The organism is Kribbella swartbergensis, assembly GCF_054784135.1.
In genome coordinates this window covers 496,160-506,224 of record NZ_BAAGPM010000034.1, presented here as the reverse complement: position 1 = coordinate 506,224, position 10,065 = coordinate 496,160, and the positions used below count along the sequence as shown (strand labels likewise).

The window sequence follows — 10,065 nt, the reverse complement described above, 5'->3', positions numbered from 1 at the left end:
TCAGGAGCAAAACACCCCGCCATGCATGGTCTGGGGGTGGAGGTGGCTACTGTCATCGCGTGCAGAAATGGCCTGGCCGTCCTTACCCCCTCGGAGCCACGTACGACGGCTCCGGGACGAACTTCGCGCTGTTCTCGGAGGTAGCTGAGCGAGTAGATCTGGCCCTGATCGGCGACGACGGGTCCGAACAGTTGGTGCAGTTGACCGAGGTGGACGGGTTCGTCTGGCACGCGTACCTGCCGGCGGTGCAGCCGGGCCAGCGGTACGGGTTCCGGGTGCACGGGCCGTACAACCCGGCCGAGGGACACCGGTGCAACCCGTCCAAGCTGCTGCTGGACCCGTACGCGAAGGCCATCGACGGGCAGATCGACGGTGACGAGTCGCTGTTCAGCTACCGGTTCGACAAGCCGGACGAGTTGAACACGATGGACAACCGCGAGCACACCATGCTGTCGGTGGTGACCAACCCGTTCTTCGACTGGGGCAACGACCGCCCGCCGGGGCACGCGTACCACGAGACGGTGATCTACGAGGCCCACGTCAAGGGCCTGACGGTCACCCACCCGGGGCTGCCCGAGGAGATCCGCGGCACCTACGCCGCGCTCGGGCACCCGGTGATCATCGACCACCTCAAGCAGCTCGGGGTCAGCGCGATCGAGCTGATGCCGGTGCATCAGTTCGCCCAGGACGGGCACCTGACCGAACGTGGACTGTCGAACTACTGGGGCTACAACACCATCGGCTTCTTCGCCCCGCACAACGCCTACTCCTCGACCGGCACCCGCGGGCAGCAGGTGGCCGAGTTCAAGACCATGGTCCAGGCGCTGCACGAGGCGGACATCGAGGTGATCCTCGACGTCGTCTACAACCACACCGCCGAGGGCAACGAGTTCGGCCCGACCCTGTCGTTCAAGGGCATCGACAACGCCGCGTACTACCGGCTGGTGGACGAGGACAAGCGGCACTACTACGACACCACCGGCACCGGCAACAGCCTGCTGATGCGGCACCCGCACGTGCTGCAGCTGATCATGGACTCGCTGCGCTACTGGGTCACCGAGATGCACGTGGACGGGTTCCGGTTCGACCTCGCGGCGACGCTGGCCCGGCAGTTCCACGAGGTGGACCGGCTGTCGGCGTTCTTCGACCTGGTCCAGCAGGACCCGGTGGTCAGCCGGGTGAAGCTGATCGCCGAGCCGTGGGACGTCGGTGACGGCGGCTACCAGGTGGGCAACTTCCCGCCGCTGTGGACGGAGTGGAACGGGAAGTACCGCGACACCGTGCGGGACTTCTGGCGCGGCGAGAAGTACACGATGGCCGAGTTCGCGTCCCGGCTGACCGGCTCGTCGGACCTGTACCAGGACGACGGCCGCCGGCCGCTGGCCAGCATCAACTTCATCACCGCGCACGACGGGTTCACGCTACGCGACCTGGTGTCGTACAACGAGAAGCACAACGAGGCGAACGGCGAGGGCGGCAAGGACGGCGAGAGTCACAACCGTTCCTGGAACTGCGGTGTCGAGGGTTCGACCGACGACCCGGCGGTGCTCGGGCTGCGGGCCCGGCAGCAGCGCAACTTCCTGACCACGCTGATGGTCTCGCAGGGCGTGCCGATGATGTCCCACGGCGACGAGCTGGGCCGGACCCAGAGCGGCAACAACAACGTCTACTGCCAGGACAACGAGATCGCGTGGGTCGACTGGAAGCTCACCGACGCGCAGAAGGACCTGCTCGAGTTCACCCGCACGCTGGTCCGGCTGCGCAACGACCACCCGGTCTTCCGCCGGCGCCGCTTCTTCCACGGCGACACCGGCGTCGACGGGCTTGGGGACCTGGTGTGGTTCACGCCCAAGGGCACCGAAATGCAGAACGGCGACTGGACCCGCGACGACGCCCGGGCGGTCGCGGTGTTCCTCAACGGCGACGCGATCTCCGAGCCGGATCCCCGCGGTGAGCCGGTTGTGGATGACTCGTTCCTGGTCCTGCTGAACAGCAACCACGAGCCGCTGGACTTCCTGCTCCCACCCAAGCAGTACGCAGAGAACTGGACCGTGGCCGTGGACACGACTGCTGCTCAGGGCGGGGCCAGTGACGAGCCGCTCGCGGCCGGCAGCACGATCCGGCTCGAGGCCCGCAGCACGCTGGTGCTGACCCGCCCCAGGAAGGCGGCCGGATGAGTTCTGCGTCGAATCCGTCCCCGCCCACCCGCTCAGGTCAGAGCCCACAGGCGACCTACCGCCTGCAGCTCCACGGCGGGTTCGGATTCGACGACGCGGCCGAGATCGTCCCGTACCTGCACAGCCTGGGGATCTCGCACACGTACCTGTCCCCGATCCTCCAGGCGGCGCCCGGCTCCATGCACGGGTACGACGTGGTGGACCACAGCCGGCTGTCGGAGCCGGCCGGGGGCCGTCCCGCGTTCGACCGGCTGGCGGCCCGGCTGGCCGATCACCGGATGGGTGCGGTGGCGGACGTCGTACCCAACCATGTGGCGGTGCCGACGCCGGCGCGGCTCAACAAGGCGTTGTGGTCGGTGCTGCGGGACGGACCGGGGTCGCCGTACGCCGAGTGGTTCGACGTCGACTGGGGTTCCGGGAACCAGCCGTTGCTGATGGCGGTGCTCGGTCAGCGCATCGGCAAGGTGCTGGCGAACGGCGAGTTCTCGGTCGACGGCGACGTACTGCGGTACTACGACCACGAATACCCGCTGCGGCCGGGCACCGAGGATCTGCCGATCGCGGAGCTGGTGACCGAGCAGTGGTACCGGCTGGCGCACTGGCGGGTCGCTGACGAGGAACTCAACTACCGGCGCTTCTTCGACGTCGACACGCTCGCCGCTGTCCGCGTGGAGACCCAGGAGGTCTTCGAAGCCACGCATGAGCTGCTGCTGGAGCTGCTGCACGAGGGGAAACTCAACGGCTTCCGCATCGACCACCCGGACGGTCTGGCCGACCCGCGCGGGTACCTGCGCCGTCTGGCCGAGCGGACCGGTGGTGCGTGGGTCGTGGTGGAGAAGATCCTCGAAGGCGACGAGGAGCTCCCGCACGACTGGCCCTGCGCCGGGACCACCGGGTACGACGCGCTGCTGCGCGTCGGCGGCCTGTTCGTCGACCCGGCAGGTGCTGCACCGCTGGCGGCGTTCCACTCCGAGCTGACCGGTGAGCCGGCCGACTTCGGTCCGGTGGTGGAGGAGGCCAAGCGGGAGGTCGTGAAGCACGGCCAGTACGCCGAGGTGCACCGGCTGGTGGAGTTGCTGGCTCGCATCTGCCAGGACGACGTACGACTGCGTGACCACACCCGCCGTGCGTTCCACGAGGTGGTGGTCGAGTTGCTGGTCAACTTCGAGATCTACCGGGCGTACGTCGTACCGGGGGAGCAGCCCGGACCCGCCGCTGTACGCGCCCTGGAGCACGCCGCGGCGAAGGCCCGGGAGAACCTGGACGAGGACCGGCAGGAGACGCTGGACGTCGTACTGGACCTGCTGCTCGGCCGGGAGGCCGGTACGGCGGGCCGGATCGACGAACACGCGCGGCACGAGCTGATCGTCCGGTTCCAGCAGACGTGCGGGCCGGTGATGGCGAAGGGTGTCGAGGACACCGCGTTCTACCGGTGGTTCCGGCTCGCGGCGCTCAACGAGGTCGGCGGGGACCCGGAGCACTTCGGCGTCACGCCGGAGGAGTTCCACGCCTACGCGGCCCGGCTGAACCAGCTGTGGCCGAAGACGATGACAACGCTGTCCACCCACGACACCAAGCGGTCCGAGGACGTGCGGGCGCGCCTCGGCGTGCTGGCCGAGCAGCCCGCCGCCTGGTCGGAGGCGGTCCGGGAGTGGCGACGGCTGTCGGAGGACCATCGGAGCCCGCTGCTGGACGGCAGCACGGAGTACCTGTTCTGGCAGACGCTCTTCGGCACGTGGGACGACGGCCCGCTGCCCGAGGACCGGCTGCAGGCCTACCTGTTGAAGGCGATCCGCGAGGCCAAGCGTCACACCACCTGGACGTCGCCGGACGAGGAGTACGAAAAGGCCGTCGCCTCCTTCTGCACCGGCGTCCTCGCCGACACCGCAGTGCTGGAGTCGGTACGACGCTTTGCCGCAAGGCAGGGCGAGTTCGTCCGGGCCGCCACGCTCGGCCAGAAGCTTGTGCAGCTCACCATGCCCGGCGTACCGGACGTCTATCAGGGCACCGAGTTGGTGGACCTGTCCCTGGTGGACCCGGACAACCGGCGTCCGGTCGACTACCAGGACCGGATCGAGCGGCTGCAGCGTCTCGACGCCGGCGCCAAACCGGACGACCTCTCCGACGAGAAGCTCCTGGTCACGTCCAGGGCACTCCGCATCCGCCGGCAGTACGCGGAAGCCTTCTCCGGCAGCTACACGCCGCTGCCGACCTCGAACGGCCATGCCGTCGCCTTCGCCCGCGGCGACGATGCCAACACCGTCATCACCGTCGCGACCCGTCTCCCGGCTGCCCTCCACCGCCTCGGCGGCTGGGGCGAGAGCACGGTCGTCCTGCCACCCGGCGAATGGAAGAACGTGTTGACCGGCCGCATCGTGGGTAGTGGAGCAGCCCGGATCCACGAGCTGCTGGAAGACCTCCCGGTGGCGCTGCTCGTAAGGAGCTGAATGCACACCTTCCGCGTGTGGGCGCCCGACGCCTCGTCGGTCGACCTGGTCCTGCGAGACGGCCGCTTGCCCATGCATCAGGCTGGGGCCTGGTGGGAGCGGGAGGTGGCCGAGGCCGGCCACGGCACTGACTACGCGTTCTCCGTCGACGGCAGTGAGCCGCTGCCGGATCCGCGCAGCCCTTGGCAGCCGGACGGCGTCCACGGCTTCAGCAGGGTGTTCGACGAGGACCTGTTCCGCTGGACGGACAGTGAGTGGACCGGGCGCGATGTCCGGGGCTCGGTGTTCTACGAGCTGCACATCGGCACCTTCACCCCGGAAGGCACGCTTGAGGCGGCCGCAGAGCATCTGGACCACCTGGTGACGCTCGGAGTCGAGGTGGTCTCGCTGATGCCGGTTGCCGCGTTCCCGGGGCGTCACGGCTGGGGGTACGACGGTGTACACCTCTACGCCGTCCACGAGCCGTACGGCGGGCCGGAGGCGTTGCAGCGGTTCGTGAGTCGGTGCCACAAGGTCGGGTTGGCGGTCTGCCTCGACGTGGTCTACAACCACCTTGGACCCAGTGGGAACCGGCTGGCCGAGTTCGGGCCGTACTTCACCGACCGGCACACCACACCCTGGGGACCGGCGGTCAACCTGGACGACACCGGTAGCAACGAGGTACGCCGGTGGATCTGCGACAACGCGCTCCGGTGGTTCCGGTCGTTCCACATCGACGCTCTGCGGCTGGACGCCGTACACGCGCTGGCCGACGACAGTCCGACGCACCTGCTGGCTCAGCTGTCGTCGGAGACGGGCGAGCTGTCGAAGGAGCTGGGGCGGCCGCTGGGTCTGGTGGCCGAGTCAGACCTCAACGACCCGCGGATGGTCGAGCCGGTGGACGAGGGCGGTCTGGGGATGACCGCGCAGTGGAGTGACGACTTCCACCACGCGCTGCACACGCTGCTGACCGGCGAACGAGCCGGGTACTACGTGGACTTCGGGGAGCCGGGCGTGTTCGCCAAGACGCTCACCCAGGTGTTCCTGCACGACGGGTCCTACTCGACCTTCCGGGGCAAGGACTGGGGCCGCCCGGTCGACCCGGCCCGGCACCGCGGCGGCCAGTTCCTCGCGTACACGTCCAACCACGACCAGGTCGGCAACCGCGCCCTCGGTGACCGGCCGGCGTTGACCTCGGGCCAGCTCGCGATCGCCGCCGCGCTGGTGATCACCTCGCCGTACACGCCGATGCTGTTCATGGGCGAGGAGTGGGGTGCCTCGACGCCCTGGCGCTACTTCACCGATCACCAGGAACCCGAGCTGGCCGAGGCCGTCCGGACCGGCCGCCGGCGCGAGTTCGCCGCGCACGGCTGGGATGCCGAGGAGATCCCGGATCCGCAGGACCCGGAGACGTGGCGCAGCTCGGTGCTCGACTGGTCCGAGCTCGACGAGTCACCGCACCGCGAGCTGCTCGCCTGGTACCGCGACCTGCTCGCGCTGCGCGCCCGGACACCGGACCTCCGCGAGGACCGGCTGGACTCGGTCGGCATCGCGTACGACGTCAGCGGGAACTGGCTCGTGGTCACCCGCGGCCGCTTCCGGATCGTGGTGAGCCTGGCCGCCGGCGAGACCGTGGTGCCGGTCGACGGCGCCCCGGCGTACCAGGTGCTGGCCTTCGGTTCGGCGGATCCGGTGACCGACGGTATCCGCCTGTCCGGCCACGGCGCCGCGATCTTCGAGATCTGAGAACGTCAAGCGTTGAACAGCTTTTGGGCAGAATTGCGCGGAAACCGAACACATCCGGCTGTTCGAATCCGTTTGTCGGTGGGGATTTCCGGAATTGCTTGTGTCACAGGCCACTGTTGACGGACTGTGGAATCCGCCAGCAGGGGTAGCGGGGGTTGACGGAGGGACATCTATGACAGTCGGAGGCGTCGACACTTACTACGACTACGAAGAGAAGCAGTGGAAGAGCCGGAGACTGGGTGGCGGACCGATCCGCCGCGGCCCGGTGTGCCCGGCACCACGGACGGCCGAGCACCCGCTGCACGAGCCGGCCCGCGAACGGCGCACCGCCGGGCGCGAGCACCACGGCCGGGACGAGAAGAAGACCGTCCTGAGCTGAACGACCGGATGGCAGGGCCCGCCGGACCGGGTCCCCGCAGCCGGCAAGTCACCACAGCGGCCGTCGTGCCGGAACCCGACGGCCGCTGCGGCACGCTCAACGGCTGAACAGGGTCCGCAGTTCGAGGGACGCCTGGAGCCGATCCAGCCAGGGCCGGCGGCGGAGTGCCTTGCGGAGTTCGCGGACGCCGGTCCACGCCTGCTGACCGAGGTCCGCACCGACCGGCCCGCCGGACCACAGCGCGTGGTCCACCGCCGTCGCGACACGGCTGAGGCCGACCTCGGTGTCCGGTAGTTCGCGTGCGGCGTGCGCCAGGTCCCGGACCGTCATACCGGCGGTGACCTGCACTCCGTGTGCGCGCAGCCGGTCGCGCGCCTCGGCCCACGCGCCGACCACGGACGCGCTTCCGGTACGGCGCATTCGCCGCTGCGCCCGGACGAACTTCAGCGGGGGGACGCCGGCCAGCCACATCAGCAGCAATCCGGTCGAGCCGAGGAAGATCCACAGCAGCGGGATCCGGACCCCATCCCAGCTCCGGGCGGACGTGCCGTCGTCGGTCGAGGGTGGCACCTCGGGGTCCTCGATCTGCTCGACCGGCGGAACCGCGGCGCGCGCCTGCTCGGTGACCTTCGCGGTGGACCCGGCCACGGACGCCTTCCCGGTCGCGGCCTGGGCCACCGGGTCGAGCGGCCACCAGCCGACACCGTCGACCGCGACCTCCGGCCAGGCGTACGCGTCGCTGTCGCGGACCGTGTAGAGACCGTCCGGATCCGGCTCGGCGGGCGCCCGGAACCCGACCACGAGCCGGGCCGGAATGCCGTTGAGCCGGGCCAGCGCGACGTACCCGGCGGCGAACTGCTCACTCGTCCCCGCCCGCTCCTTGAGCAGGAACGAACGCAGTTGCGGCCAGCTGTGACCGGTCGGCAGTTGTTCGCCGACCGCCTGTTGATAGTTGTCCCGCATGTACTTCTCGAGTGCGAGCGCGGTGGAGAAGGTGGCGCGTTTGCCCTGCAGCGGGTTGATCTCGGAGACCTCCGGCGGCACCGGACCGAGATCGGACAGTCCGCCGGGCGCGTCCGCGTCGATCCCCGCGCCGAGAAGGTAGGAACTGTCGACGGCCGGCTCCCGCCAGGTCAGCTCGTAGTGCCCCGGCCGCTGCGGTGCCAGCAGGGTGCTCCCGACCGGCTCCACCTGGGGTTCGGTGACGCCCGAGACAGTTGCCGGCAGCAACTGGCCGGGCAGCCAGGGGCCGTCCAGGTCCTCGAGTTGGACGGATGCCCGTTGGGTCGTGGTGTCGACCCGGACCTCCGGGCCGGGGGTGAGCGTGGACCCCATCCGGAGCAACGGGTGGTCGGTGGACCAGCCCGCACCGTCGAAGTCGTCCAGCGCGACCAGGCGCCAGCGGTCGACCGGCTCGGACGCCCGGTACCGGAACACGACCTTGTCCCTGGTCGTACCGCGCGAGCTGAGCCGGCTGCCGAGTTCGTCGAGCGGACTGGTCAGCCGTGCCCCGGACGCGGTGGCAGCCTGGACCTTCTGCAGCGAGTACGGCGTACGTCCGACCGGATCGATCGACGCCGCGGCCACTGCGGCGACGATCGCCGCAACGGCGACCGCCGCGGTCGCCGCCCACGGAGCGATGCGCCGGTACTCCAGGTTCTCCGGGATCAGCAGAGCGATGACCGTCAGGCAGTAACCGGCGGCGATCAGTACGGCGGTCAGCCCGGTCGCGGCGATGTACAACTGGCTGACGCCGAGGACCGCGACCCCGGGTACGAGGGCGACCAGTGGTGGCGCGCGGTCGATCAACTCGACCGCCAGGACACAGGCCACCAGCGTGAGCAGCGGAACGAAGACCACCAGCTCCGGATCGGGCCGGGCCGGCCAGGTCGACTCCAGCGTCAGCCGCCACCCGGTCAGCCCACGGCCCAGGGCCCGAACCGACTCCACCGTCGGCACACCGGCAACAGTCGTTGCCCGAAGCACCGTTTCCACCACGGCCAGCAGGCCGCCGAGGACCACCAGCAACGGGCGCCAGGTCATGAGCCCGCGCCATTGCCGGCAGGCTTCCGTGGCCAGGTAGGCGATCACGCACACCGCACCCACCGGAAGCCACAGGTTGCCGACCCCGAAGACGGGCGCGAAACACAACCCGCCGATGAGCACACCGACCAGCGCCGCGATCGTCCGCCGGCGGTTCACTGGATCACCGCCGTCCACTGCTGGAGCGCCTCGCGGGCGCTGCCGGCGAGGATGACCTGGGCACCCAGGATCGGTGCCACACCCTGGACGTCGCCCAGACCGAGGACGGTGACGGACGAGTAGCGAGTGAGCAGCGGAGCCAGTTCGGCGGCCGATCCACGGACGCCGGTGACGACCACGATCGCGCCGCCTGCCGACGTACCCGTGGTCAGCACCGGCGGCAGCAGTCCGGAGCGGTCGTCACCCTGCCCGACCACGCACAACTCGTCGAGAAACTGGCGGGAGGCGACCGCGCCGCCCCGCGCCGCGAGGTCGGCGCCGGCCGTGGTGACCAGACGGCAGCGGTGACCCGCGGTCGAGGCGGCGAACAGGATCGAGGCCGCCACCTCGGTCGCCTCCTCGAAGGTTGCCGCGGACAACGGTTCGCGGCGGGTGTCCAGCAGCACGGTCAGCCGCGGCTGGTCGGGATCGGCGAAGTCGCGCACCATCAGTTGCCCGGTCCGGGCGGTCGCCTTCCAGTGCAGGTGGCGCACCTCGTCGCCGACGACGTACGGGCGGACGTCGCGCAGATCCGCCGAGCCACGCAGCGAGTCGTCGGCGGTCCGGCCGACGTGGTGGTGCCGCGGCCGGCCGGCGACGACCGTCTTGGTCGGATGCCGCTTCGGATGCACCCACAAGGTCGCGGCCTCACCGGTGGCCTTGCTGTTCCGGGCCAGGCCGAGCGGGTCCCGCCGCTCCAGCGTCAGTGGTCCGACGGCGACCTTGCCGCGTTTCGAGGTCGGCAGTTCGTAGCGGTACGTCGCCTCACTGCCCGGGCCGAGCCGCCGGATCCGGACCTCCTGCCGCTCGTCGCCCGCGGAGTCGTGCGCCGCGAACGACGCCTGCCAGCGGGTCCCTTCGTTCCGTACCCGCAGCGTCGCCAACGCGGGCCGGCCGCGTTCGACCCGGTCCGGTGACAGCATCCGCTGCACCGTCACCTGCGGCTGCCGCACGGTCAGCACCATCGCGGCGATCAGCGCACCCAGCCCGATCCCGCCGAGCGCCCGGAAGACGGCGTACCCGGCGATCTCTCCGAGCCCGTACGCCGCGACCGAGCCGAGCAGCACCGCGACACCACGCCCCGTCAACCGCATCC

6 protein-coding genes are annotated in these 10,065 nt (G+C 70.1%); 4 read left to right on the top strand and 2 right to left on the bottom strand.

Annotation, left to right across the window (positions count from 1 at the left end):
- Nucleotides 1-59 precede the first annotated feature (59 nt).
- The 4 genes from glgX (at nucleotide 60) to ACYVOK_RS31515 (ending at nucleotide 6,728) form a co-directional block, all read left to right on the top strand.
- Nucleotides 60-2,177 (top strand): glycogen debranching protein GlgX, encoded by a 2,118-nt coding sequence (glgX, locus tag ACYVOK_RS31530; RefSeq protein ID WP_460666229.1) that lies wholly within the window; start codon nucleotides 60-62, stop codon nucleotides 2,175-2,177.
- Nucleotides 2,174-4,624, top strand: coding sequence for a malto-oligosyltrehalose synthase (gene treY / locus ACYVOK_RS31525; RefSeq protein WP_460666228.1), 2,451 nt, complete (start codon nucleotides 2,174-2,176; stop codon nucleotides 4,622-4,624). Before glgX ends, treY begins: the two co-directional genes overlap by 4 nt.
- The gene (gene treZ / locus ACYVOK_RS31520) at nucleotides 4,625-6,349 is read left to right on the top strand and encodes a malto-oligosyltrehalose trehalohydrolase (protein WP_460666227.1); all 1,725 of its coding nucleotides are present in this window, start codon (nucleotides 4,625-4,627) and stop codon (nucleotides 6,347-6,349) included.
- Nucleotides 6,350-6,521: 172 nt separating this feature from the next.
- Nucleotides 6,522-6,728 (top strand): hypothetical protein, encoded by a 207-nt coding sequence (locus ACYVOK_RS31515; protein ID WP_460666226.1) that lies wholly within the window; start codon nucleotides 6,522-6,524, stop codon nucleotides 6,726-6,728.
- A 96-nt stretch (nucleotides 6,729-6,824) separates the two neighbouring features.
- Here the strand turns inward: ACYVOK_RS31515 and ACYVOK_RS31510 are convergent, their stop codons facing one another.
- Together ACYVOK_RS31510 and ACYVOK_RS31505 are read right to left on the bottom strand one after the other, a co-directional pair.
- Nucleotides 6,825-8,930, bottom strand: coding sequence for a transglutaminase family protein (locus tag ACYVOK_RS31510; RefSeq protein ID WP_460666225.1), 2,106 nt, complete (start codon nucleotides 8,928-8,930; stop codon nucleotides 6,825-6,827).
- On the bottom strand, nucleotides 8,927-10,063 hold the full coding sequence (locus tag ACYVOK_RS31505) for a DUF58 domain-containing protein (protein WP_460666224.1): 1,137 nt from the start codon (nucleotides 10,061-10,063) through the stop codon (nucleotides 8,927-8,929). The genes ACYVOK_RS31510 and ACYVOK_RS31505 overlap by 4 nt, the downstream gene beginning before the upstream one ends.
- Nucleotides 10,064-10,065 lie beyond the last annotated feature (2 nt).